Here is a 25,233-nt window from a genome sequence, read left to right on the forward strand (position 1 = left end):
TAGTTAATTTTGGTCAGTTGGACAAATAAAGGAAAATTCGTGTTATAATGAAGCTTTCTTTGGAATGATAAACATATAACTTTATATATAGAAGGGAATTAAAATATATGTATTTACAACCAGGATCGATTGAACAGGTAACTGTTTTACGCGAAACGGAAATTGGATATATGGTCGGATTTGATGATGAAGAGGGCTATGAAGAAGTATTTCTACATAAAAACGAAGTAGCGGGAGAAATCGAAGAAGGCGATGAGATTGATGTATTTTTATACCTTGATCATAAAGAACGAATTTCTGCCACAATGAAGACGCCGATCATTACAGTACATGACTGGAACTGGGTAAAAGTTGTAGAAGTAAAACCTGATCTAGGTGTATTCGTTGATATCGGTGTTTCTAAGGATATCTTAATCCCAGCTGATGAGTTTCCGATTTATACGCCGGTTTGGCCAGAAGAGGGCGATGAATTATATTGTACATTAAAATTAACAAATCGTGGTCGTTTAATCGCTCTTCCAGCAAGAGATTCAGATATGCAGGAGATTATCGTAGATGCAACACCATCTATGCGTAATAAAAATGTGAACGGACGCGTGTATCGCTCGCTTCAAGTTGGTTCATTTGTATTAACGGATGAGCATTTCCGTGCCTTTTTACATCATACAGAAAGAAAAGAACAAGTTCGTATTGGCGAGCGTGTAACAGGCCGTATTATTGATGTGAAAGATGATGGTACGATTAATATTTCACTTCTTCCGCGTAAAGAAGAGGGAATGGAAGATGATGCTGCGGTAATTTATGAGTATATGGAGACACGTGGCGGAGCAATGCCATTTTGGGATAAGAGTTATCCAGAAGATATTAAAGAACGTTTTAATATGAGTAAAGCAGCGTTCAAGCGTGCGCTTGGTAAGTTGATGAAAGAAGAAAAAGTTTATCAAGAAGAAGGATGGACTTACTTTAAAAAATAAAAAATCAGAACAGGCATATGCCTGTTCCGATTTTTTATTGTTGTTGCTGTTCTGAAAGACGAGAGAATGTATCTTTCAAATCACTATCTTTTACTTTAATATCAGCTTTTTTGAATTCATCTAACAATATTTTTTGACCGGCAGTTTGATCTGCTAAGCGCTGTTCTTCCAGATCCTTACGAATAGAATCTTTTACTTCATCATATGGTTTCAATTCTTTTTTATCAGTCAATTTAATAATGTGATAGCCGTTTGATGATTTGACAGGGGCGCTAATTTCACCGACCTTTAATTTATAAGCAGCTTTTTCAAATTCAGACACCATTTTACCTGGGCCGAAGTATCCAAGGTCTCCGCCGTTTTCTTTTGAACCTGGATCCTGGGAGTGTTGTTTTGCTAACTCTTCGAATGATGCACCTTCATCTAGTTGTTTCTTAATGTCATTTGCTGTTTTTTCATCATTTACTAAAATGTGACTGGCCTTAATTTCAGGTTTATAGTTTGCTTTTACATCTTTATCTGTAATGCTCTTCTTAATGGCTTCGTTCATTGCTAATTTGAATCTAATTTGATTTTTAAAGTCATCTTCATCTTTTAGTCGGTTACTTTCTAATACTACTTTAAATTGATCACCAAATTGCTCTTTTGCTTTTTTAAACTCTTTGTCAACTTCATCATCAGATACTTTATATTTTTTTGTAATGATATCTTGTGCCATCATTTCATATAGCATATCTTTTCCGTACCGTTCTTTTAATTGTTTGTCAAAATCACCTTTTGTAATGGTTGAAACTTTTGACGTTGCAATTTCCTCTGAGCTATCTTTTGCGCCACAAGCAGATAGCATTAACGTTCCGAGCGCAGCTGTAACCATTAATAATTGTTTTCCTTTCATACGAACACCTCATCTAATTATGTTGTTGTTATTGTAAAATAGTGAAGTGAACATGAAGTGAAATTGAGATGTTTTTTGTGAAATGAAAAAGTACATCAACAATCTTGTTGATGTACGAACGAATTAAAGATGATCTGTTTTTTTAGAATAGGTACGTTTTCCTTGCTGAATATTTTTTTGTTCCTGTTCATTCTTTAGTGCGCGCTTTGCATTATTATCTCGTGCTTTTTTATCATTATCGCTCGTATGTGGCATACGTATCAACTCCATTTCTAAATGGTTGTACGTTTATCATTTCCGTTTTCGTAAAGACTATGTATACAGATAGTGGTGAACTCATGATCTATAAAGGTGGATGGAATATGGATTTGAAATTAAATTATGCTGAATTAATAAAGAAACTCATTGTTGTTATGATTGCAGGTTTGTTAAATGCAATTGGAATGAACTTATTTTTAACACCTGCAAAAGTGTATGCAAGCGGTTTTGCGGGATTATCTCAATTGCTTTCACAAGTATTAAATGATTTTGCGTCGATTCACATATCGACAGGGGTACTTTTTGCTTTATTTAATATTCCGGTTGTGATTTTAGCTTGGAAAAAGGTGGGGAAGGCGTTTACGTTATTCAGTTTTTTATGTGTTGTATTTATGACACTCTTTTTAGAAATCGTGCCAGTAAAGGCTGTATCAAGTGACATTATATTAAACGCTATTTTTGGAGGGCTTATTTCGGCAATAGGAGTAGGGATTGCCTTGAAATGGGGGGCTTCCACAGGTGGTTTAGATATTATTGCAATGATTTTATCAAAAGTGAAAGATAAGCCAGTTGGAACGTATTTCTTTTTCTTTAATGCAATTATTATCATTGCGGCTGGCTATATGTATGGCTGGGAAAAAGCGTTATATACACTAGTGACGTTATATGTATCGACACGGATTATTGATGCGATTCATACACGTCATGTGAAAATCACGGCGTTTATCGTTACGAAGAATGGTGTCGATGTAAGGAAAGCGATACAATCTCGTTTAGTAAGGGGTATTACGACTGTACCAGCAACAGGCGCATATACAAATGAAAATAAAGAAATGTTAATGATGGTGATTACGCGTTATGAGTTATATGAACTAGAGAGAATTATTAAACAGGTAGACCCTGGTGCATTTACAAATATAGTTCAAACAGTCGGTGTATTTGGATTGTTTCGGAAAGATTAAAGAGGACCGGAATCGGTCCTCTTGTTTTAATGTGTGTTAGTAATGTTTTGTAGTTGCTGTTGCATCTCACGCAGTTGTACCTTTTCTGCAGTTGAAGAATTGGCATAAGCGGACTGCAAAGCATTTTTTGCTCGATAAACGAGTTCCTGTTGTTCGTTACCGCTTGAACAAGAAACGGCATTAGAAACAGCATCTCGCGCTTGTCTAAATAATAAGTTACCCATTTAAACCCCTCCGAGAGAAGAGTTATTTCGTTCTTTTTCTGCATCAGCTAATGTACCGCGGTACGGGAATCTTGCAGCATGCTGCATAACAGCATCGGCACCTTGTTGGACGAAACGTTTTGATTTGTTCTTTTTACCCAATTTGAATTCCCCCTTATTTAGCAGAAAATAACTGACGCATCGCTGCGTCTGATTATAGTATGAGCGTTTTACGGGAAACTATAAGTAGGGAATTTTTAGATTACAATCCAAGCACCTCTTCTAGATAAAGAGCGATTCCGTCTTCTTCATTTGTTAATGTTGTGTGATTTGCGAGTGACTTTAATTCAGGAATGGCATTTCCCATTGCAATGCCATGACCTGCATATTCAATCATTTCAAAATCATTATCTTCGTCACCGAAAGCGATGATTCGTTCCTGTGGAATGTTATAATAACTAGAAACTTTTTGAAGACCAATTGCTTTATTAAGACCGCTTTTTACAATTTCAATAATCGGCCAAGGAGCACCCCATTTACGGTGATCAATTACTTCGGCGTGCATATCTGTTAAATGCTGACGAATCGCAATTGATTGTTCATCTAATGCATCAATTAATAAGCATGTTGGGTGATCTTGTAAAATGTTTAATAAGTCTCCTGTGAAAATTTTTGGAGAACCAAATTCAAATATATGCTTTTTATCCTCATCAATTTCGCGAACGTATACATCATCCATTACTTCGGCATAAATGTTTTTTACACCAAAATCAAAGCAAGCGCGAACGATTTCTTGTGCAGTGGAAAGTTCAAGTGGAGAATGGTGCGTTCCCCAATTTGCATCAAGAGGGTGATGAACATAAGCACCGTTAAAGTTAACGATAGGTGTGTTCAAACCAAGTTCTTTATAATAAGCGTGACTAGCGCGAAATGGACGTCCTGTTGAAATAACAACAACATGTCCTTGCTCTTTTGCTTTTTCAATTGTTTTCTTTGTTCGTGTGGAAATGATTTTATCGTCTGTAAGTAAAGTGCCGTCTAAATCTAATGCGATTAAATGTTGCTTTTTCATGTTTTCACCTCTTATGAAAATTTTTTTGTTTCTATCTGTATTTCCGTTTTAATATGCAGAAATAAGAGGTTGGAAAGTATATACGAAACGACCGTGCATGGAAGTTTCGTTATATATTCATCTTACGTCGAGAAACGTGTTAGTGTCCACTACTTCCTCCTGAAAATTAGAAAAGTCAATGATTTTTTCGAAAGTTCAAATAATGTTTCTTTCATTTTGTACAATTTGTGAAAAGGGTTACATTGTGTGTGCGACAAGACATATAATAAAAATGTAATCTTCTCGTATATGTTTGACTCTCCTTTGAAACTGGCCTGGAATAGGTCGGTTTCTTTTTTTTCAACGAATGATGTTTTTTCTCCTGCTTTATGATGTAAATTTATACATATGAACGGTAATCAAAAATATGACAGGTTTCCTAAACATAACAGAAAGGCTTTTTCAAAAATGGACATACTAACGGTGTAAAGATGTCATGGAAGGAGAATGAAGATGGGACAAAATCGTAGGTTTCGTTCTGGACAGAAAGCACCGAATGATGGGATATATGTAGAAATTGGTGAAACAGGGAGCATGGTCAAAGATCCACAAATGGTAAAATTAACTGCTGGTGAAAGATTTCCTGAAAATACAAATCAAGATCGTCAGTGGACGTATAAAAGAAAACCGTAAGGGAAGCCGCAATTTATATTGCGGCTTTTGTAATTGGAGAGGAAAGGTATACATACTTTTTTTGGAACAAAATTCAAATTTCATAATCAAATTCATTGTACAAAAAAGACAATTGGCGTATAATCAAATTAAAGGTCAAAGAAAGTCAAATAATCAAAAAAGGTCAAACATAAATAGGATTTCAATGTTTGGAGGTTTGTGAAGATGGACTTAAATCAAATGACAACGAAAACACAGGAAGCGATTATGAGTGCCCAGTCTTTAGCCGTATCTCATCATCATCAAGAAGTAGATACTGTTCATCTATTACTGGCATTACTGGAGCAGAAAGATGGATTAGCAGTACGTATTTTTCAAAAAATGAATGTCAATATAGAACAAGTAACGAAAGAAGTACAAAGGCTTGTTCAAAAAAAGCCATCTGTTACAGGAAGTGGTGTAGAAGCTGGCAAAGTGTATGTGACAAATGCTTTGCAGCAATTGCTTGTTACGGCAGAAGCTGAAGCGAAAAAATTGAAAGATGAATATATTTCAGTGGAGCATATACTACTTGCCTTTTGTGAAGAGAACAGCGATATAAAACGGTTATTTATAACGTTCCATATAACAAAGAATGAGCTCTTACAATCGTTAATGGAAGTTAGGGGGAATCAAAGAGTGACTAGTCAAAATCCAGAAGTAACATATGAAGCGTTAGAAAAGTATGGCCGTGATTTAGTGGCAGAAGTAAGACAAGGAAAAATTGATCCTGTCATTGGACGCGATAGTGAAATTCGCCGTGTTATCCGCATTCTTTCGCGTAAAACAAAAAATAACCCTGTATTAATTGGCGAACCTGGGGTTGGTAAAACAGCGATTGTTGAAGGATTAGCACAGCGAATTGTAAGAAAAGATGTACCAGAAGGATTAAAAGATCGAACAATTTTTGCATTAGATATGAGTGCGCTGGTGGCAGGTGCAAAATTCCGTGGTGAGTTTGAAGAGCGTTTACAAGCTGTATTAAATGAAATTAAAAAAAGTGAAGGTCGTATTCTTTTATTCATCGACGAACTTCATACAATTGTTGGAGCAGGTAAAACAGAAGGGGCAATGGATGCAGGGAATATGTTAAAACCAATGCTTGCGCGTGGTGAACTTCACTGTATTGGGGCGACTACTTTAGATGAGTATCGAAAATACATTGAGAAAGATCCAGCACTAGAACGTCGTTTCCAACAAGTGTTAGCAGAAGAGCCAACAGTAGAAGATACAATTTCTATTTTACGTGGTTTAAAAGAGCGTTTTGAAATTTATCATGGTGTAAATATTCATGACCGTGCGATTGTAGCGGCGTCTGTATTGTCTGATCGATATATATCTGATCGTTTTTTACCAGATAAAGCGATTGACCTTGTCGATGAAGCGTGCGCAACAATTCGAACAGAAATTGATTCCATGCCAACAGAATTAGATGAAGTAACGCGTCGTATTATGCAGCTAGAAATTGAAGAAGCTGCTTTAGGGAAAGAAACAGACCGTGGTAGTCAAGAACGACTCAAAACATTGCAACGTGAATTATCTGATTTAAAAGAAGTTGCAAATGGAATGCGAGCACAGTGGCAAAAAGAAAAAGAAGAAATCCATAAAGTTCGTGATTTACGGGAACACCTTGAACGTTTACGTCGTGAATTAGAAGAAGCAGAAGGAAATTACGATTTAAATAAAGCAGCTGAGCTTCGCCATGGCAAAATTCCAGCAGTGGAAAAAGAGTTAAGAGAAGCAGAAGAAACAGGAGCGCATAATGGACAGGAAAATCGTCTTCTTCGTGAAGAAGTAAGTGAAGAAGAAATTGCTAACATTGTTTCACGTTGGACAGGAATTCCAGTTGCCAAACTTGTAGAGGGTGAACGTGAAAAATTATTACGCTTAGAGCAAATTTTATCAGAACGTGTAATTGGGCAAGAGGAAGCAGTAAGTCTTGTATCAGATGCAGTTCTTCGTGCTCGCGCGGGTATTAAAGATCCAAATCGTCCAATCGGTTCATTCATTTTCTTGGGACCTACAGGGGTAGGGAAAACAGAGCTTGCGAAAACATTAGCGCAATCTTTATTTGATAGTGAAGAACAAATCATCCGCATTGACATGTCTGAATATATGGAGAAACATGCTGTGTCTCGTTTAATTGGAGCACCTCCTGGATATGTAGGGTATGAGGAAGGTGGACAATTAACTGAGGCGGTACGTCGTAAACCGTATTCCGTTATTTTATTAGATGAAATTGAAAAAGCACATCTAGAAGTATTCAACATTCTATTGCAAATGTTAGATGACGGGCGTATTACAGATTCGCAAGGACGAACAGTAGATTTCAAAAATACGGTTATTATTATGACATCTAATATTGGTTCAGGGTATTTATTAGAAGGTTTACAAGAAGACGGTACAATTAAAGAAGAATCAAGAGATCTTGTGATGGGGCAACTACGAGGACATTTCCGCCCAGAGTTTTTAAACCGTGTGGATGAAATTATTTTATTTAAACCACTTACAACAAATGAAATTAAAGGCATCGTTGATAAAATTGTCAAAGAATTACAAGGGCGTTTAACGGAACGTCATATATCAGTGGAATTAACAGAATCTGCAAAAGAATTTGTTGTAGAATCTGGATTCGATCCGATGTATGGAGCACGTCCACTAAAAAGGTATGTACAGCGTCAAATTGAAACGAAATTAGCGAGAGAATTAATCGCAGGGACAATCACTGATAATAGTCATGTCATTGTTGATGTAGAAAACAATGAATTAGTTGTGCGTGTTCAATAAAAAAAGAGTTCGGATGTAATCCGGACTCTTTTTTTTATCCCGCTTTAACGGGCAGTAAGACCCTCACTTCAAAATTCAGAAAAAGCAAAGAAGTTAGTTGAGGGTTAACTGCCCGTAAAAGCCCGATTCGTGAGGGCTAATAATCAGTGGGGGAAAAGCTCCCCCACACTGATTAAAGTTTCACTTTATCAGTGTTGTTCTACTGGTTCGTTTGGAATCGCTGCTGCAATTGCCATTACAAGTACAGCAAGAACAACTGAGAAAATAGACGCTTGTTGGAAATCGTATGTACCACCTGTCATAGAGCTAATTACATAACTCATCATATGTACAAGCAGGAACGACCAAATAAAGGCCCAAATTACACGCATCTTTTCACACCCCTATTCGTTCAATCTGTCTATATTGTAACACAATTGAAAAAAGAATATAGAAAAATATTTGTGGATTTTTCAACGCAAATTCGTATTCTGTTCATACATTATAAAAGGAGTAGTTTTTAATGTTTAGAAAATAAGGCGGGAGAATAATGAGTGTTACGGAACGTTTTTTTTACTTAGAACAAGAACCATGTGTAATTTACTTACCAGAGAAGCCGAATGGATTCGGTGTCATGCTTCTTGGCGATTACAATTATTTTATTGAGAATGGTACAAGTTTATGGACGCAGCATGCGGGGCGAGCTCATTTTTTAAATGGGCTAATAGAGAATGGGTATACAGTTTTTTCATCTAATTTATACGGGCGACACTGGGGGAATGATCAATCGGTTCGTTTAGCGAAGCGCTTGTATCATGTCGTTATGAAAAAAGAAACGTTAAACGAACAAATTCATATCGTTGCAGATGGCATGGGGGCGCTTGTGGCTCTTGAAATGATGAATCGGTACCCAGAATGTATCCGGTCTGTCGTGATGCTGAATCCATGCTTAGATTTACCTGCACATGTAGAACTTGAAAAAGAGCATAAATTTTTCTATAAAAGGCTAGTGAAAGAGTTATTGCTTGCGTATGATGTGGAGGAAGTGCAGTTAGAAGCGAAAATTGCCAAGAAATCCTTTTCTTATTTACCTTCTTGTGTGCCTGTGAAAATATTTGTATCTACACAAGAACAAAAAGCGCGTAAGCAGTTGTTACGTGAATATGAAAAAAAACGAATAAATGAAAATTGTGAGACGTCCCTATCGTTTCATTTACAACATGTAAAATATAAAATGGTTCAACATACATGTCGTTTCTTTAAAAAATATGAAGAAGATTTATGAAGCTCCAATATACATCGATGAGGAGCTATTTGTTTAGAGGAAGAAAGGGTTGGTGACATGAAGCGCGTACTTATTATAGGAGCACTTTCATTTGTAGGTTATCATCTTGTAAATAAAATGCTTGCAGAAGAAGTGGAAGTATATGGCCTTGATTTTGCTGATCTAGAAAGTATGTCAAAAGTAAGTGAAGAGAAGTTATTTTTAATTGGACGGAATGGTTTGTTTACTTATTCGTCTATAAGAGATGAGAGCGGATGGAAGACGATAGAAATCGATGATTTTGATGCGGCTTATTTTTGTTTATGTGAACCGAATCAGCAAAATGGATTTCGGAATGAACGAATCATTTTACAATATTTAAAGCGTGTGATTTATATGTGCGAAAAAAAACAAGTGAAGCTAAATGTACTTTCTTCTATTGAAGTAGCGAATCTGCAAGAGCAATCTGAAAATAAACGATTATTTATGAAAATAGAGGAAGAAGTGGAGAAAGCGAATATTCGTTATAGTGTACTTCGTGTTCCGACTTTATATGGGCCATGGCAACCTTCCTTTATGACGTACCACAGACTTATTCTTTCTGAAGTTATGGAAAAGGAATATCAGCTTGTTCAATATGAAAATGGAGCGGACCTCCTTTATGTAGAGGATGTGTGTGAGTATTTATTGGAAAATGGTAATGGTCTAGAAGATTTAGGTATCTATAATGTAATCAGTGGTAAAAAAAATCTATGGGAAAAAGGAATTCTCCTTTTAAATGCTGAGGATAAAGTGAAAAAAGTTATTAAAGAAGTAAAAAGGGAAGAGATAAAGAGTATTTGTATTATGAAAAACACACCGCTAGAATTCGGTTTAAATAAGCAACTTGCACATTTAAAACGATATAAAGCGTTATACGAAGGCCAAAACACATGTTAAACTATATAAATACAAATTGAAAAAACGATATAAAACCTTTCTTTTTTAAGTGAGAGAGAATTCGCCCATGCATAGAAGCGGTCACCTTTTGGTTTTGTAGCACCAATTTATCCCGCTACTTTAGGGCAGTAATACTCCCACCTCAAAATTCGGCGGGAGCAATGTCCAGCTCTAGCGGCTAGAATCTCCGGTCGTTTCGCCCCCTCACGAGGCAAAAAGCGCCTCTCTGCCTAGGGCGCGGGCGTCCTGCGATTCTGAGTGAGCCGCTTCCGCTTTTTTAAAGAAGTTAGGTGGGAGATAAACTGTCCGTAAAGGCTCGATTGGTGAGGGCTGATTAAAGTTTCACTTTATATGTTGAAAAATCAAAAGGAATTGATATAGTGTAGAAGTAAGGGGTGTATTACTTCTTTTATAGAAAGGATGAAGAACGATGAACGAAAAAAATATGCAGTTTTTACAAATTGCTATGAAACATTTGCCGGAAGCAAAGGCTATTTTGGATGATAATGGGATTGCGCTTGATATGGAAAAAGCCCAGCCAGTACTAGAGCTATTAATGAAAGTAATGAATGAAGCATATGAGCTTGGGAAAGCGGAAAAATAAGGTCGACAATATGTCGGCCTTATTTTTTTATTAGAAATATATTCTAGACAAATAAACATTTATGTTTTAGAATTAGTACCAAGTCATAACAATTGATATAAAACGGAGGGCTGCGATGTGAACGTAGGCATTTTAGGGATCGGTAGATATGTGCCAGAAAAAGTAGTCACTAATCACGATTTAGAGAAAATCATGGATACATCCGATGAATGGATTCGTACGAGAACGGGAATTGCAGAGAGACGCATTGCCGATGATACAATAGATACTTCATATATGGCGGTAGAAGCTGCCAAGAAAGCACTTGAAGATGCAGGGGTTAGTGGAGAACAAATTGATCTTATTTTAGTAGCGACGGTAACGCCAGATCAATCTTTCCCAGCGGTTGCTTGCGTGATTCAAGAACAAATTGGTGCAAAACATGCAGCGGCGATGGATTTAAGTGCGGCATGTGCTGGATTTATGTACGGAATGATTACAGCGCAGCAATTTATTCAAACTGGAACTTATAAAAATGTATTAGTAGTTGGTAGTGATAAATTATCTAAAATTGTAGACTGGAATGACCGCAATACAGCAGTATTATTTGGAGACGGAGCGGGAGCTGTTGTAATGGGAGCTGTTTCAGAAGGAAAAGGTATTCTTTCATTTGAATTAGGAGCGGACGGAAGTGGTGGCAAGCACCTTTATCAAGATGAATATGTTATGATGAATGGCAGAGAAGTCTTTAAATTTGCTGTTCGTCAACTTGGTGAATCCTGTCTTCGCGTTGTTGAAAAAGCCGGTTTTACGAAAGAAGATGTTGACTTTTTAGTTCCACACCAAGCGAATATTCGCATTATGGAATCAGCAAGGGAACGATTAGATTTGCCACAAGAAAAAATGAGTACAACAATTGAAAAGTTTGGGAATACGTCAGCTTCTTCAATTCCACTTGCTATGGTAGAAGAATTACAAAATGGACGTATTCAAGATGGCGATTTAATTGTCTTAGTTGGTTTTGGTGGTGGATTAACCTGGGGAGCAGTTGCTCTTCGTTGGGGTAAATAAGGACTGAGAGAAAAAGGAGTGTATTTTGTATGGGAAAGAAGCGTGTCGTAATTACAGGATTAGGAGCTGTTACACCGATTGGAACGGATGTTGAAACAGCTTGGAATAACATTAAAAATGGTGTATCTGGAATCGGACGTATTACACGCATAGATCCAGAATTATTTCCTGCAAAAGTAGCAGCAGAAATTAACGACTTTGAAGTCGAGAAATATATAGATAAAAAAGAAGCGCGCCGTATGGACCGCTTTACGCAATATGCTGTAGCAGCAGCGAAAATGGCCGTTGAAGATGCGAAATTAGAAATTACAGAAGAAAACGGTCCACGCATTGGGGTATGGGTAGGTTCTGGTATTGGTGGTATGGAAACATACGAGGAACAATTTAAGATCTTTACAGAAAAAGGGCCACGCCGTGTTAGTCCGTTTTTCGTACCAATGATGATTCCTGATATGGCTGCTGGCCAAGTATCGATTGCAACAGGTGCAAAAGGAATTAATACTTGCTCTGTAACAGCTTGTGCATCTGGAGCAAACTCAATCGGTGATGCTTTTAAAGTGATTCAGCGCGGTGATGCGGATGCGATGATTACAGGCGGAGCAGAAGCACCGTTAACACATATGGCATTTGCAGGCTTTAGTTCAGCTAAAGCACTAACATTTAATGAAGACCCAGCAACTGCTTGCCGTCCATTTGATAAAAATCGTAGTGGATTCGTAATGGGAGAGGGCGCAGGGATTCTTATCCTGGAAGAGTTAGAACATGCATTAGCACGTGGTGCACATATTTATGCTGAACTTGTTGGATACGGTGCAACAGGCGATGCATTCCACATTACACTCCCAGCCCCTGGCGGTGAAGGTGGCGTTCGTGCAATGCGTCAAGCATTAGCAGATGCAGGGCTTCAGCCTGACGATATCGATTACATTAATGCGCATGGTACAAGTACAGATGCGAATGAGAAATACGAAACGATGGCAATTAAAGAAACATTTGGTGAACATGCATATAAAGTAGCGATTAGCTCTACAAAATCAATGACTGGACACTTATTAGGCGCAGCTGGTGCTGTTGAGGCAATTTTCTCTGTTAAATCTATTCAAGATGGAGTGATTCCGCCAACAATTAACTATGAAACACCAGACCCAGAATGTGATTTAGATTACGTACCAAATAAAGCGAGACATCAAGAAGTAAATACTGTTTTAAGTAACTCATTAGGGTTCGGTGGTCATAACGCAGTGTTAGTATTTAAAAAATATCAATAGTATATTGTAGTGAGAGAGGGGGGCTTAAAACCCTCTCTTTTTTATATGGGAGAGAGCGTCCGATCATGGATAGAAGAGGTCAGTGCTTTTTTCGCTCTATGCCCTGTGGGAAAGATGTAGTTGCAAAGCCAATCAAAAGTTTTACTTTATCACTTCGCGTTCGCTCCTTTTCGTGCATATATATAGAAGAAAAGGGAGGAGTGAAGATGGGGGTTATTCAAACGGCAGATTGGTTGCGCCTTTATTATGGACGTCCCGAAAAGCTTTGTGAGAAATTTACAAAATACATTCCATTGCCAAAGGAAAGGTTGTACCATTTTTTAATTTCTAAAGGTATGTATCGTCCGGTGATGGAAGGACAAAAAGAAATTGAGCAGCTAGAAGAAAAACAGATGTGGAAAGAGCTTGCCAAGGAGTATGCAGAACTAAAGAACTGGTTACAAGGTCCAGATGTCCCTGTCTTTATTTTATTATCTGATTCATATAATCGGACTGTGCAAATGGAATATAACGGAAAAGCTGGTTTAACCATGCGTCATGTTATTTTTTTGTTTGTAAGTGGCCGAAATTCAGTGAAGGAGCTAAAAGCCTTACTTACGCATGAATATCATCATATATGTCGATTACATCAAATTGGAAAGAAAGAAAGAGACTATACATTGCTTGATACAATTATTATGGAGGGGCTAGCAGAGCAAGCTGTGTATGAAAGACATACAGAAACGGATTATGCACCGTGGACGTCGTACTTTTCAAAAGAGGAAGCGGTTCATTATTGGGAGAAGATTGTAAAAGAGAGAATAGATATAAAGAGAGGAACAAGGGAGCACGATTGTTTACTAAATGGAATGCAAATGTATCCGAAGATGCTTGGGTATGGCGTCGGATTTCATATTGTCAAAGATTGTGTGGAAGTTGAGAACGATGATACGCTTTCTTTATTGTCCTTGGATGCTATGCATATATTAAATAAAGCGAATGCTTTTACTGCTTAATAGGTGATCAATCAAAAACTTGGCGCTGCCAAGTTTTTTTGAGGTTGTATAGAAAGTTTTTGCCGTTTAGTCGATATCCTTTGTCGAATCGCCGACATATTTGAATTTGCGCCGATATATTGTGAGAAACAGTCGATATATTTGAAAAATCGCTGATAAAATTTCATTTATCTTTTCTTGCAAGAGTACGTTTTGTAATATTCCACTTTTTCAACAGTTGCCAAGTTTTTTACAGGATGAAAATGAAAGTAAGAAGTGGTGAAGAAATAATATATAATGACATAAGCCATTCGATCAAGTATAGGAGTAGTCAGGGTGCCAAGTGAAAAAAATAAATATATGCATAGAATATATTTCCTTTCATGGAATAAAAATTACAAAAAATGAACATAATGAGATGTACAAACAGTAGTGAAGTGAGGGGTAGAAAATGTTATATCTGCATGATGTATGGGTAAATTGGTTTGAAGGTGAAGAAAATGGGTATAACGTTTGTCATTTTTACGAATGGCGGAAGGATGATACGATCGAATTATTAGATCAAGTGCCATTATTAAAAGTAGATTCCACATTATATCATTACATCGAGAACGAATTATTGGAACTTCCGCAAAAACTATTGGAAGACGTACATCATAAGGCGTATATTCGTAAAAATCACGAGCGTTTGCAACAGGAGTACTGTTTTGTTGTTACAGATGGAAAAGGAATTATTGCAGTAGATTCAATTGGCTACAATGTACCGATTCGAAAAAGTAGGCTTATTCCTCGTCAAGAGCAAATGGTATATGAGATGGTAGAAAATGTACAAGCAGAAAAGTATGAGTTTCAAATGGAAGAATCACAAAAAGAATATCATATTTTATCACCATCGCCATATATTATGAATGGCTTAACGCGCAAAGAACGTCAATTAAAACAGTTGCTTTTTATGGCCCTAGATCAACTACATACAACGAAAAATCCAGCTGCGATTCGCTATTGGTATACAGAGTGGGATCCATCAGCATATGGAACGGTTCAACATATGAAATTTGAAGATGTTTGGGAGCGCCTTTATGAAGAAGCACAATATGGCTGGTCAGAGAAACACGAACAGCTATGTGAACGCCTTGTAAAAGGGCAACCATTCTTTGAAAAGTTATGGGAAATGGAAAATGAACAAAAGGTAAATTAAAAAACCACCAAATTTGGTGGTTTTTTAATTTTGTCTAGCTTAAGACGGCAAGCACTTCATGTCTAAGAACCTTCCGCATAAGAAGGCAAAGAGCGCCTTCTATGCGAAAGAACCTTAGCCAGTCAGAGCTAAACGAGCCACTTCTGCTTTTTGTATAATCTAGCTCTGGCTCCTAGCCCTTCGCGTCTAAGAACCTTCCCCACAAGAAGGTAAAAAGCACCTTCTGTGGGAAAGAACCTTAGCCACCCAGGGCTAAGCAGTCGCCTGCGCTTTTTGTGTAATCCAGCTCCAGTGGCAAGAATGTTCGGTGGCTTCGCTCCTTCCTGCGAGGCAAAAAACGCCTCGCAGGAAGGAGCTCCATCCCCCTCACATTCTGAACGAGCCACTTCCGCTTTTTAAGTTACCTACGTTTTCTGCTCAATCCCATTGCATTTTCAACTTTTCGTAGTTGTTTGAATGCAACGCGGTTTGCTTTTTCGGCACCTTTGTCAAGGATTTCGTCTAATTCAGGAGAATTGATGAGTTCGTTATATTTTTCTTGAATTGGACGAATTGCTTCTACGACTACTTGAGCTAGATCTCCTTTAAAGTCGCCGTATCCTTTTCCTTCATAGTAAGCTTCTATTTCTTCGATTGTTTGGCCGGAGAAGGAAGAGTAGATTGTTAGTAAGTTGGAAATGCCAGGTTTGTTTTCTTTGTCGTATTTTACAATGCCATCAGAATCAGTTACCGCACTTTTAATTTTCTTTTCGATTGTTTTTGGATCGTCAAGCATACTAATCATTGATTTTGGATTCGGATCAGATTTGCTCATTTTTTTCGTAGGCTCTGTTAATGACATAACGCGCGCGCCTACTTTTGGAATACGAATCTCTGGGATTGTGAAAATTTCACGGAAACGTTTATTGAAACGCTCTGCTAAATCACGAGTTAATTCCATATGTTGTTTTTGATCGTCGCCAACTGGCACAATCTCAGTATTGTAAAGCAAGATGTCAGCTGCCATTAATGGTGGATACGTAAGTAATCCAGCTGGAACGGATTCTCTGCCAGATGATTTATCTTTATACTGCGTCATACGTTCTAATTCTCCAACATATGCGATAGATTGCATAATCCATCCGAGCTGAGCATGCGCGGGTACTTCTGATTGTACAAATAAAGTTGCTTTTTCAGGATCAATGCCGCAAGCTACATATAGTGCAGCTAGGCTACGAATATTTTTACGAAGTTGTACAGGATCTTGAGCTACTGTAATTGCATGTTGGTTTACAATGCAGAAATAACAATCATGTTCGTTTTGTAATTCTGTAAATTGTTTCATTGCTCCTAAATAGTTTCCAAGCGTAATTGTTCCGCTCGGTTGAATACCAGAAAAAATAACTGACATAGGTAATTCCTCCTTGAAATTTGTATGTATTTGAAGAGTGGGGGAAGTGGATCAATATGAGCCGCCGCTTTTTATATAATCCATCCCCCTCACATTCTGAACGAGCCGCCTGCGCTTTTTATGTATACAAAAAAGCCCATTCATCCCAATGTATCTAGGGACGAATGGACCGCGGTGCCACCCTAATTATTTCACAAATCGTGAAATCTCTTTTATCCATTATAACGTCTGGATGTAACGCCAAAGCCTACTTCTTTCGGTTCGGTTTGGTGCTCAAAAGCCCATTCCATACTGTACAATTACTTGTTCGCACCGACCACAAGCTCTCTGAAATTGTTGCAATATGTACTTTTCTTTATCATTGCATACATATGAATTTATTATAATCTAGCTCCAGTGGCAAGAATACTCGGTGGCTTCGCGCCTTCCTGCGAGGCAAAAAGCGCTTCTACGTCAGGAGCTCCATCCCTCTCGCATTCTGAGCGAGCCACTTGCGCTTTTTGTTGTATTATATCATATGGAAAAACGTTTGCAAACTACATCAAAATAGTAAAGCTAATGATTGTAGAGGTGAGACCTAAGAGAATACCTGTCATGCAGATCGGGTAGGTCCAGGCGAAAGAATATGTTTTATATATTCTTTCTTTTTTATCTATTGTTGATTCTTCTTCTTCAATTAAAGACTCTACTTTTTTGTTTGTTCCAAATACTTTTTGAAAAGCGTATATCGTTATGTTGAAAAATCCCCTTTGAAATAAAAATAAAAATCCCCCTAAAATAATAAAAAGTAGCGCGATATAAAACGAAATATTTACAAAATTCAACAAATAATGCGTGGAAGCCAGGAATGCTCCAATGATAGAAGTGGTGATTGCCAATAATAGTAATATACCAGTGCGAAAATAAAGTCTATTCAAAATGTTCCCCTCCGTCAAAATATTACTAGGATTATTATACTATAAAAGTTATAATGAGTACTAGAAATAATTATTTGAAAATTATACGCAATTCTGCATTTTATTTCAATATGATGGCAGCAATGTTAAGTTATCCCTTTACAAAAAATAAAAAAAATAAAAATTTTATTAAAAATTTTAACAAAAAAACAAAAAACTATATTCACAATCGTCGTATTATATGTATAATGAAAATTGTAGAAACTTGGAGATTATTCTTTCAATTCTATCTTTTGACAAGTGAGGGTACAGGAAGTGCAAATAGGGGAGGCAGTACAACATGAAGAAAAGGATACCGCTATTACTTGCATCGACATTGACGGTCAGTATGCTTGGCGCTTGCAGCTATCAACAAGAAGATACGAAAGCAAGTGTAAAAGGATCCGGTAGCTCAGGTAAGCAAGTGCTAAATTTACCTGAATCTGCTGAAATTCCGACAATGGATACAACGTTATCAACTGATGCATCATCTTCCAACATAATGAATAACACAATGGAAGGATTATATCGCCTTGGGAAAGACGATAAACTCGTTCCAGGTGTGGCAAAGTCTTACGAGAAAATGGAAGATGGTAAGAAATATGTATTTAAATTACGCGATGATGCGAAGTGGTCTAATGGGGAACCTGTAACAGCTAAAGATTTCGTCTATTCTTGGAGACGAGCTGTTGATTCAAATACAGGTGCGAAATTTGCTTACATATTATTCGATGTAAAGAATGCCGAAAAAATTAATAAAAAAGAGTTGCCAGTCGAAGAACTTGGCGTAAAAGCAATTGATGATTACACACTAGAAGTGGAGTTAGACAACCCTGTTCCTTACTTTGTTAGCTTAACAGTATATCCAACATTCTACCCATTAAATGAAAAGTTCGTAAAAGAACAAGGGGATAAGTTTGGATTAGAATCGAATACGACGCTCTATAACGGTCCATTTGTTTTAAATGAGTGGAAACATGAACGAAGTTTCCAGCTTAAGAAGAATGAGACATACTGGGACAATAAAGTGGTGAAGCTGGAAGAAATAAACTTCAATATTATAAAGGATCGTTCAACTGCAATAAATTTATATGAGACAAAAGCAATTGATCGTGTCGTATTAACCTCAGAATTTGTAGATAAATACAAAAAAGATTCTGATTTTAAGACAATTAAGAAACCTTCCACACAGTTTATTCGTTTAAATGAAAAGAACAAGTTCTTAGCAAATAAGAATATCCGTAAAGCAATATCGATGGCCTTTGAACGTGAAAACATCGGAAAAGTTATTTTAAATGATGGTTCACAGGGGATATACGGTTTTGTTCCGAATGGTTTAGCGAAAGGACCAAATGGAAAAGACTTCCGTGAAGAAAACGGTAAGCTAATCAAAGAAGATATAAAAGAGGCTCAAAAATATTGGGAAGCTGGTAAAAAAGAACTTGGTGTTGATAAAGTAGATTTAGAGTTGCTCAACTTTGATACAGATGATGCTAAAAAAATCGGTGAGTATTTAAAAGGGCAATTCGAAAAGAATTTACCAGGCTTAACAATTTCAATGAAAATGCAGCCATTTGCACAAAAATTAAAACTTGAAGCAAGTGGAGAATATGCAATGTCGTATGCAGGATGGGGCCCAGATTATATGGATCCAATGGCATTCCTAGATATGTATACAACAGGAAATGCACAAAACAAAGTAAACTATGCAAATCCAGCGTATGACGAATTAATTAAGAAAGCAAAAGTGGAGACAGATGTACAATCTCGCTGGGATACACTGTTAAAAGCTGAAAAACAATTGCTGGATGATGCAGCAATTGTTCCAGTATATCAACCAGGAAAAGCATATTTACAACGCAGCTCTATTACAGGGTTGTTAGAACATAAATATGGTGGCGAATTTAGCTACAAGTGGGTTGAAGTAAAAAAATAAAAATGGTTTCCATCATGAATAAGGGTATATGCCTATGATGGGCAGATACTCTTATTTTAAAAAACATAAAAGTAAGAATATTTCAAACTATCTTATTGCTTTTGAGAAAAATGGGGAGGTGCTTGACGATGGGACGTTATGCATTAAAACGTTTCGTGTACATGGCTTTGACATTATTTTTAATTACTACGCTAACATTCTTTCTAATGAAATTATTGCCGGGTTCTCCACTTAAAAACCAAGAGAAATTATCACCCGCGCAAAAAGAAATTATCTTAGAAAAATACGGTTTAAATGATCCAGTACCCGTGCAATATGCGCGCTACTTAGGAAACTTAGCAAAAGGTGATTTAGGAGTATCATTCCAGTACGATAACCGTCCTGTAACAGATATGATTATTGATCGTATTGGACCATCAGCACAGCTTGGTTTACAGGCAATCATGTTAGGGACATTTATCGGTTTAATCTTAGGGATTGTCGCAGCACTTCGTAATAATACATGGGTCGATTACGGAGCAACTGTAATTTCAGTACTCGGGATGTCGGTACCATCATTCGTATTCGCAGCATTATTACAATACTTTGTAGGTGTAAAACTTGGCTGGTTCCCAGTAGCATTCTGGAAAGGCCCTGAATTTACAGTTATGCCTACAGTTGCTTTATCGATGGCGGTTATCGCAACAATCGCACGTTTTGCCCGTGCAGAATTAATTGAAGTTATGCAAGCTGATTACATTTTAACAGCAAAAGCAAAAGGGGTTAGTCAAGGCGTTATTATTGTAAAACATGCACTTCGTAATGCGTTGATTCCAGTTGTTACAATTTTAGGGCCGATGGTTGCAGGATTAATTACAGGGACACTTGTTATTGAGCAAATCTATGCTGTACCTGGACTTGGGGAGCAATTCGTTAAATCAATCCAATTGAATGACTATACAGTTATTATGGGAACAACAATTTTCTATAGTGCAATCTTCATTTTAGTTATTTTTATCGTCGATATTTTATATGGAATTATTGATCCTCGTATTCGTTTAGCGGGAGGGAAAAAATGATGAAAGATTTACAAAAATTATCTCCAGATTTATTTCAACCAGCCAATCAAAGCAATGTTGATAATGAAGTCATTGCCCGTCCGAGCTTAACGTTTTGGCAAGATGTAAGAAGACGTTTGTTTCAACATAAAGGAGCAATGTTTGGTCTTGTATTACTTGTTCTGATTACGCTTTTAGCAATTTTTGGACCGATGGTAAGTAAATATTCCTATAAAGATCAAGATCTAGGTCGCGCAAAAATGCCACCTAAAATTCCGGTATTAGAAAACGTTCATTGGCTACCATTTGATGGTACAGATCAATATGGCGTTGATCAATATGAAAAACGTGATATTAAAGAGTACTTCTGGTTTGGTACAGATGATCTTGGCCGTGACCTTTGGACAAGAACATGGGAAGGAACACGCGTATCATTATATATCGCTCTTTTAGCAGCAGCAATTGACCTAGTAATTGGGGTTGCATACGGGGGTATTTCAGCGTTCTATGGTGGACGAGTGGATAATATCATGCAGCGTATCATGGAAATTATTAACGGTATTCCGTATTTAATTATCGTTATTTTGATGGTAATTATTATGGGGTCAGGTATTTGGTCAATCACACTTGCGATGGCAATTACAGGTTGGATTGGAATGTCGCGGATTGTACGTGGACAAGTATTAAAATTAAAAAGCCAAGAATATGTATTAGCATCTCGTACATTAGGTGCAACGAACACGCAATTAATTGTGAAACATTTAATTCCGAACGTAATGGGACCAATTATCGTTATGACAATGTTCACAATTCCTTCAGCGGTGTTTGGTGAAGCGTTCTTAAGTTTCATCGGGCTAGGTATTCAGCCACCATTAGCATCACTTGGTTCTCTTGTAAATGATGGATATAAGTCAATTCAAACGTATCCACATATGATGTTCATCCCTGCGGTTGTCATCAGTATGTTAATTTTAGCATTTAACTTAATGGCAGATGGATTACGTGATGCGTTAGATCCAAAAATGCGTAAGTAAACGAGGAAGGAGAAGTAAAAATGAAAACATTGTTAGAGGTAAAAGATTTACAAGTCTCCTTTGATACACATGCTGGTGAAGTACAAGCTGTTCGCGGAGTTACATTTGATTTGAAAAAGGGAGAAACATTAGCGATTGTAGGAGAATCTGGTTCTGGGAAATCAGTTACTTCGAAAGCGCTAATGGGACTTATCCCAAATCCTCCAGGACGTATTAAAAATGGAGAAATTGTATTTGATGGTCGTGATTTAACAAAATTAACGGAAAAAGAAATGCAGCAAGTGCGCGGGAAAGAAATTGCAATGATTTTCCAAGATCCGATGACATCATTAAATCCAACGATGACAATTGGGAATCAAATTATGGAAGGTCTTATTAAGCATCAAGGAATGAGCAAAGCGGATGCTCGTAAAGTTGCTTTAGAGCTTCTTGATCTTGTTGGAATTCCAAATCCAGAAGCACGTTTAAAACAATACCCGCACCAATTCTCTGGTGGTATGAGACAGCGTGTTGTTATTGCGATGGCGCTAGCTTGTAATCCGAAATTATTGATTGCGGATGAGCCGACAACAGCACTTGACGTTACAATTCAGGCGCAAATTTTAGAGCTTATGAAAGACATTCAGCAGAAAACGGAAGCGGCGATTATTTTCATTACGCATGATTTAGGCGTAGTGGCAAACGTTGCCGACAGAGTTGCGGTTATGTATGCTGGTAAAGTTGTTGAGATTGGTACGGTTGATGAAATTTTCTACAATCCAAAACATCCATATACATGGGGATTAATCGCATCTATGCCAAGTTTAGATGGTTCAGAAGAAGAGTTATATGCAATTCCTGGAACGCCTCCAGACCTATTAAAACCGCCAAAAGGGGATGCATTTGCACCACGTAACCCACAGGCGTTAAAAATTGACTTTGAAATGGAACCACCATTATTTAAAGTAAGTGACACACATTATGCGGCAACATGGTTACTTCATGAGCAAGCACCAGAAGTACAACCGCCAGAAGTCGTTCAAAAACGAATTCTTCAAATGAAAGCAGGTGAACAACATGACTAAGCAACGTGAAAAATTAATTGAAGTAAAAAACGTGAAACAACACTTTAACGTGAGTGGTGGTGTTGTAAAAGCGGTTAACGATATTTCATTTGATATTTACCGCGGTGAAACATTTGGACTTGTAGGAGAATCTGGTTGCGGAAAATCAACAACTGGAAGAACAATTATCAGGTTATACGATGCAACTGCTGGTGAAGTGTTGTTCGATGGTGAAAACGTACATGGTAAAAAATCACGTGCAGAGTTAAAGAAATTTAACCGTAAAATGCAAATGATTTTCCAAGATCCATATGCGTCATTAAACCCACGTATGACAGTTGGAGATATTATTGCAGAAGGCATTGATATTCACGGTTTAGCAAAAAGTAAAAAAGAACGTATGGATCGTGTGCATGAATTATTAAACACAGTTGGTTTAAATAAAGAGCATGCTAATCGTTTCCCGCACGAGTTCTCTGGTGGACAACGTCAACGTATCGGAATCGCTCGTGCACTTGCGGTAGAACCAGAATTTATTATCGCGGATGAACCGATTTCAGCACTTGACGTATCGATTCAGGCGCAAGTTGTAAACTTATTGAAACAACTGCAAAGAGAAAAAGGTTTAACATATTTATTCATTGCCCATGATTTGTCAATGGTAAAATACATCAGTGATCGCATCGGTGTTATGTACCGCGGGCAAATTGTTGAATTAACAAGTAGTGATGAGTTGTACGAGAATCCAATTCATCCGTATACAAAATCATTACTATCAGCGATTCCGCTTCCAGATCCAGATTACGAGCGTAATCGTAAGCGTATCGTATATGATCCATCTCAGCATCAATACGGAAATGAAGAGCCAAAGATGCGAGAAATTCGTCCAGGACACTTTGTTCTTTGCTCAGAAGCAGAATATAAGAAGTATAAAGAAATCTATCAATAATAGAAAGAAGCGGCCGGAGAGGTCGCTTCTTTCTATTATTGGTAGAAAAAACTTTCTTTTTGGGAGGGAGAGAGGATCCACCTAAGCATAGAAGTGGTCAGGGCCTTTTTTAACCCCATGCCGAGTGAAACCAAAAGGAGAGAATAAGTGGAATCTACTATTGGGTTCAAATAGTAAATGAAATTTTATCGACGCAAACTCAAATATATCGACTGTTTCACACAATATATCGACGATTCGACAAGGGATATCGACGTTCCGACAAAAAACGACACAAAAAAACGGACTGGAGAAGGCTTTCTCCAATCCGTTTTCATTAACATTAAGCTTAAGCTGACTCTTCAGAAGTCTCCGGTTTAACAAGCGCATAATTTTCCCAAGCTCTACTTCTCCAGCGGAAGAACATGATGATGGCACGCGTCCATTCATCAATCGAAATGGCTAACCAAATGCCAGCAAGCCCCATGTCTAAATGGAACACAAAAAAGTAACCGAGCGGTAAACTCATTAAGACCATGGAAAATGCTCCAATTAAAACGGGGTATTTCGCATCACCTGCTGCACGCAGTGAATTAATGATGACAATATTCATCGTCCGGCCAGTCTCTAACAGAATGCTTAATAAAAGAACAGTTGCTCCTAAAGTGATAACGTGAGGATTATCTGTAAATAACCCCATTAACTGCGTGCGGAATGTTATGACAAGAATAACCATACATAACGTAACACTGATGGCCCACTTTACACTTTTCCACACGCGTACATATGCTTCGTCCTTCTCATTGCCGCCAACTAAACGACCGACAATGATCGCAGTCCCCATTCCAATCGCAATAGCGAATAGGAAAGTAAACATGGAAATGTTTGTTGCGTATTGTCTTGCAGCTAATGATTCTGCTCCTAAGTATGTTGCGTAGTATAGGAAAACAATTTGGCACGCTTGGTACATCACTTGCTCAAAAGCCGATGGGATACCAATTTTTAAGATTTTGCTAATATATTCTTTTGATAATGTAATATAGTAGTTCAATTTAACACGGTATTCCATGACGCGGTATAGTAGCCAGAAGAAGACAACAAGTGCGATAAGTCGACTGAAAGCAGAGGAAATTGCTGCTCCTTCAACACCTAATTCAGGCATGCCGAACTTGCCAAAAATAAGGACATAGTTACCAGCGATATGAATAATATTCATTCCAAGTGAAATAAACATCGCTTGCTTTGTAAATCCGTGAACGCGAATAATAGCAGCGAGTGAATTGATAATAGCTTGTAAAAAGATTGCTCCCCCAACAATGGATAAATAATTTTGTGCGTAAGCTAATACATCGCCTTGTAAATTCATTGCAGTCATCATATGTTTTGAGAATAAAAGAAAACCGGCGCTTATAACGAGCCCGACCCCTAAGTTTAATGTAACCGCTAATGCAGATATTTTTGACGCTTCCATATATCGTTTGGAACCAAGATATTGCGATACAACAATCGCGGCTCCATTTCCGATTACTTCTAGTACTAAGATTGCGATGTGGAGATATTGATTGGCAGCCCCAACGCCTGATACCGCGTCATCTGATAATGCACTTAGCATAAAAGTATCAGCAATCCCCATTAGCATAAAAAGAAAAACTTCTAAGAAAATAGGCCATGTTAAGAAGAATAAATTTAACTTTTGTTCTTGTTCTTTTTTGGACGTAATCTCTGTCATATCATCCCCCACTTTTCTGAGATACATTTTGAAACAAAATGTATCTTAACACACTTTAGCAACACTTGCATTTATTTTGTAGCT

26 protein-coding genes and 1 other annotated feature are annotated in these 25,233 nt (G+C 37.5%); of the genes, 17 read left to right on the forward strand and 9 right to left on the reverse strand.

Features of this window, described 5'->3' with window-relative positions; genetic code table 11:
• The first annotated feature begins 107 nt into the window (after nucleotides 1-107).
• Nucleotides 108-974: a CvfB family protein gene (locus AC1M36_RS12110; RefSeq protein ID WP_241817535.1), complete on the forward strand. Its 867-nt coding sequence runs from the start codon at nucleotides 108-110 to the stop codon at nucleotides 972-974.
• Nucleotides 975-1,008: 34 nt separating this feature from the next.
• Here AC1M36_RS12110 and prsA read toward each other — a convergent pair whose 3' ends face one another.
• Nucleotides 1,009-1,869 (reverse strand): peptidylprolyl isomerase PrsA, encoded by an 861-nt coding sequence (prsA, locus tag AC1M36_RS12115; RefSeq protein ID WP_336450967.1) that lies wholly within the window; start codon nucleotides 1,867-1,869, stop codon nucleotides 1,009-1,011.
• Between the two features lie 123 nt (nucleotides 1,870-1,992).
• Entirely contained in the window at nucleotides 1,993-2,124 is a 132-nt protein-coding gene (locus AC1M36_RS12120) for a DUF3941 domain-containing protein (protein WP_336450968.1), read from the reverse strand.
• Nucleotides 2,125-2,231: 107 nt separating this feature from the next.
• Between AC1M36_RS12120 and AC1M36_RS12125 the strand changes: the two genes are divergently transcribed.
• Nucleotides 2,232-3,089 carry a YitT family protein gene (locus AC1M36_RS12125; RefSeq protein WP_336450969.1) on the forward strand — a complete coding sequence of 286 codons (858 nt, stop codon included), beginning with the start codon at nucleotides 2,232-2,234 and terminating at the stop codon, nucleotides 3,087-3,089.
• Between the two features lie 26 nt (nucleotides 3,090-3,115).
• Here AC1M36_RS12125 and AC1M36_RS12130 read toward each other — a convergent pair whose 3' ends face one another.
• The 3 genes from AC1M36_RS12130 to AC1M36_RS12140 all read right to left on the reverse strand — a co-directional run bounded on the left by AC1M36_RS12130 (nucleotide 3,116) and on the right by AC1M36_RS12140 (nucleotide 4,364).
• On the reverse strand, nucleotides 3,116-3,313 hold the full coding sequence (locus AC1M36_RS12130; protein ID WP_336450970.1) for a DUF3813 domain-containing protein: 198 nt from the start codon (nucleotides 3,311-3,313) through the stop codon (nucleotides 3,116-3,118).
• Nucleotides 3,314-3,454, reverse strand: coding sequence for a competence protein (locus AC1M36_RS12135; RefSeq protein WP_174103606.1), 141 nt, complete (start codon nucleotides 3,452-3,454; stop codon nucleotides 3,314-3,316).
• A gap of 100 nt (nucleotides 3,455-3,554) precedes the next feature.
• Nucleotides 3,555-4,364, reverse strand: coding sequence for a Cof-type HAD-IIB family hydrolase (locus tag AC1M36_RS12140; RefSeq protein WP_336450971.1), 810 nt, complete (start codon nucleotides 4,362-4,364; stop codon nucleotides 3,555-3,557).
• Nucleotides 4,365-4,856: 492 nt separating this feature from the next.
• Between AC1M36_RS12140 and AC1M36_RS12145 the strand changes: the two genes are divergently transcribed.
• Both AC1M36_RS12145 and clpB read left to right on the forward strand, forming a co-directional pair.
• Nucleotides 4,857-5,036 carry a YjzC family protein gene (locus tag AC1M36_RS12145; protein ID WP_336450972.1) on the forward strand — a complete coding sequence of 60 codons (180 nt, stop codon included), beginning with the start codon at nucleotides 4,857-4,859 and terminating at the stop codon, nucleotides 5,034-5,036.
• Nucleotides 5,037-5,240: 204 nt separating this feature from the next.
• Nucleotides 5,241-7,841 carry an ATP-dependent chaperone ClpB gene (gene clpB, locus AC1M36_RS12150; RefSeq protein WP_431613100.1) on the forward strand — a complete coding sequence of 867 codons (2,601 nt, stop codon included), beginning with the start codon at nucleotides 5,241-5,243 and terminating at the stop codon, nucleotides 7,839-7,841.
• 188 nt (nucleotides 7,842-8,029) lie between these two features.
• Here clpB and AC1M36_RS12155 read toward each other — a convergent pair whose 3' ends face one another.
• Nucleotides 8,030-8,212: a YjzD family protein gene (locus tag AC1M36_RS12155; RefSeq protein ID WP_336450974.1), complete on the reverse strand. Its 183-nt coding sequence runs from the start codon at nucleotides 8,210-8,212 to the stop codon at nucleotides 8,030-8,032.
• A 158-nt stretch (nucleotides 8,213-8,370) separates the two neighbouring features.
• On the opposite strand from AC1M36_RS12155, the gene AC1M36_RS12160 reads away from it, so the two are divergent.
• From AC1M36_RS12160 to AC1M36_RS12190, 7 genes are all read left to right on the forward strand, one after another.
• Entirely contained in the window at nucleotides 8,371-9,105 is a 735-nt protein-coding gene (locus AC1M36_RS12160; protein ID WP_336450975.1) for a lipase family protein, read from the forward strand.
• Nucleotides 9,106-9,162: 57 nt separating this feature from the next.
• Nucleotides 9,163-10,023 (forward strand): NAD-dependent epimerase/dehydratase family protein, encoded by an 861-nt coding sequence (locus AC1M36_RS12165; protein WP_336450976.1) that lies wholly within the window; start codon nucleotides 9,163-9,165, stop codon nucleotides 10,021-10,023.
• A gap of 430 nt (nucleotides 10,024-10,453) precedes the next feature.
• Nucleotides 10,454-10,627, forward strand: a complete 174-nt coding sequence (locus AC1M36_RS12170) for a ComZ family protein (RefSeq protein WP_098206595.1) — start codon at nucleotides 10,454-10,456, stop codon at nucleotides 10,625-10,627.
• A gap of 117 nt (nucleotides 10,628-10,744) precedes the next feature.
• Nucleotides 10,745-11,677, forward strand: a complete 933-nt coding sequence (fabH, locus tag AC1M36_RS12175) for a beta-ketoacyl-ACP synthase III (protein ID WP_336450977.1) — start codon at nucleotides 10,745-10,747, stop codon at nucleotides 11,675-11,677.
• Nucleotides 11,678-11,706: 29 nt separating this feature from the next.
• Nucleotides 11,707-12,945, forward strand: coding sequence for a beta-ketoacyl-ACP synthase II (gene fabF, locus AC1M36_RS12180; RefSeq protein WP_336450978.1), 1,239 nt, complete (start codon nucleotides 11,707-11,709; stop codon nucleotides 12,943-12,945).
• A gap of 206 nt (nucleotides 12,946-13,151) precedes the next feature.
• Nucleotides 13,152-13,940 (forward strand): DUF2268 domain-containing putative Zn-dependent protease, encoded by a 789-nt coding sequence (locus tag AC1M36_RS12185; protein WP_336450979.1) that lies wholly within the window; start codon nucleotides 13,152-13,154, stop codon nucleotides 13,938-13,940.
• A 430-nt stretch (nucleotides 13,941-14,370) separates the two neighbouring features.
• Nucleotides 14,371-15,117 (forward strand): YjbA family protein, encoded by a 747-nt coding sequence (locus AC1M36_RS12190; protein ID WP_336450980.1) that lies wholly within the window; start codon nucleotides 14,371-14,373, stop codon nucleotides 15,115-15,117.
• Between the two features lie 400 nt (nucleotides 15,118-15,517).
• Here AC1M36_RS12190 and trpS read toward each other — a convergent pair whose 3' ends face one another.
• Nucleotides 15,518-16,507 (reverse strand): tryptophan--tRNA ligase, encoded by a 990-nt coding sequence (gene trpS, locus AC1M36_RS12195; RefSeq protein ID WP_336450981.1) that lies wholly within the window; start codon nucleotides 16,505-16,507, stop codon nucleotides 15,518-15,520.
• 153 nt (nucleotides 16,508-16,660) lie between these two features.
• Nucleotides 16,661-16,878: a binding site (T-box leader), on the reverse strand.
• 165 nt (nucleotides 16,879-17,043) lie between these two features.
• Nucleotides 17,044-17,424: a DUF3899 domain-containing protein gene (locus AC1M36_RS12200; protein WP_336450982.1), complete on the reverse strand. Its 381-nt coding sequence runs from the start codon at nucleotides 17,422-17,424 to the stop codon at nucleotides 17,044-17,046.
• 110 nt (nucleotides 17,425-17,534) lie between these two features.
• Here AC1M36_RS12200 and AC1M36_RS12205 point away from each other — a divergent pair, with 110 nt between their 5' ends.
• From AC1M36_RS12205 to AC1M36_RS12230, 6 genes are all read left to right on the forward strand, one after another.
• Nucleotides 17,535-17,747 carry a hypothetical protein gene (locus tag AC1M36_RS12205; protein ID WP_336451017.1) on the forward strand — a complete coding sequence of 71 codons (213 nt, stop codon included), beginning with the start codon at nucleotides 17,535-17,537 and terminating at the stop codon, nucleotides 17,745-17,747.
• The gene (locus AC1M36_RS12210; protein WP_336450983.1) at nucleotides 17,744-19,378 is read left to right on the forward strand and encodes a peptide ABC transporter substrate-binding protein; all 1,635 of its coding nucleotides are present in this window, start codon (nucleotides 17,744-17,746) and stop codon (nucleotides 19,376-19,378) included. The genes AC1M36_RS12205 and AC1M36_RS12210 overlap by 4 nt, the downstream gene beginning before the upstream one ends.
• A gap of 128 nt (nucleotides 19,379-19,506) precedes the next feature.
• Complete coding sequence (gene opp3b / locus AC1M36_RS12215; RefSeq protein ID WP_336450984.1) at nucleotides 19,507-20,436, forward strand: oligopeptide ABC transporter permease; 930 nt, start codon at nucleotides 19,507-19,509, stop codon at nucleotides 20,434-20,436.
• The gene (gene opp3C / locus AC1M36_RS12220) at nucleotides 20,433-21,449 is read left to right on the forward strand and encodes an oligopeptide ABC transporter permease (protein WP_336450985.1); all 1,017 of its coding nucleotides are present in this window, start codon (nucleotides 20,433-20,435) and stop codon (nucleotides 21,447-21,449) included. Before opp3b ends, opp3C begins: the two co-directional genes overlap by 4 nt.
• A 20-nt stretch (nucleotides 21,450-21,469) precedes the next feature.
• A complete protein-coding gene (locus tag AC1M36_RS12225; RefSeq protein ID WP_017152842.1) occupies nucleotides 21,470-22,513 on the forward strand; it encodes an ABC transporter ATP-binding protein in 1,044 nt (347 codons plus the stop codon).
• A complete protein-coding gene (locus AC1M36_RS12230) occupies nucleotides 22,506-23,441 on the forward strand; it encodes an ABC transporter ATP-binding protein (RefSeq protein ID WP_336450987.1) in 936 nt (311 codons plus the stop codon). Before AC1M36_RS12225 ends, AC1M36_RS12230 begins: the two co-directional genes overlap by 8 nt.
• Before the next feature lie 328 nt (nucleotides 23,442-23,769).
• Here the strand turns inward: AC1M36_RS12230 and AC1M36_RS12235 are convergent, their stop codons facing one another.
• Nucleotides 23,770-25,149 (reverse strand): MATE family efflux transporter, encoded by a 1,380-nt coding sequence (locus AC1M36_RS12235; protein ID WP_336450988.1) that lies wholly within the window; start codon nucleotides 25,147-25,149, stop codon nucleotides 23,770-23,772.
• Between the last annotated feature and the right edge of the window lie 84 nt (nucleotides 25,150-25,233).

This window comes from Bacillus sp. Medicinal_06 (assembly GCF_056711665.1).